This is a genomic window from Achromobacter sp. SIMBA_011 (assembly GCF_046535435.1).
Classification (GTDB): Bacteria; Pseudomonadota; Gammaproteobacteria; order Burkholderiales; family Burkholderiaceae_B; genus Achromobacter; species Achromobacter dolens.
This window is the reverse complement of record NZ_JAWRWN010000063.1, coordinates 1-439: the sequence shown is the minus strand read 5'-3', so window position 1 is coordinate 439 and position 439 is coordinate 1. Positions and strand designations below refer to the sequence as shown.

At 64.2% G+C, this 439-nt stretch carries 1 protein-coding gene; it reads left to right on the top strand.

The genetic code is table 11. The features are described from left to right. On the top strand, window positions 1-439 hold a 439-nt coding region (locus tag SB816_RS29915), incomplete at both ends, for an HAD-IB family phosphatase (protein ID WP_410547978.1).

The window sequence follows — 439 nt, the reverse complement described above, 5'->3', positions numbered from 1 at the left end:
CTGCGGCACGCACCAGCTCGACTACGCGTTCGTGGAAGCGGGCCGCACGCTGGCCGATTTCGGCCTCGTCGCGATGGACATGGATTCGACGCTCATCACGATCGAATGTATCGACGAAATCGCGGACTTCTGCGGTCTGAAAGCCGAAGTCGCGGCGATCACCGAAGCGTCGATGCGCGGCGAGATCAAGGATTTCAACGAGAGCCTCACGCGCCGCGTGGCGCTGCTCAAGGGCCTCGACGCGAGCGCGCTCGAACGCGTCTACGAAGAGCGTCTGCAACTCTCGCCGGGCGCGGAAACCATGCTCGCGGGCGCGCGTGCGGCGGGCCTGAAAACGCTGCTCGTCTCGGGCGGCTTCACGTTCTTCACCGAGCGCCTCAAGGCGCGTCTGGGTCTCGATTTCACGCGCGCGAATACGCTGGAAATCGTCGATGGAAAG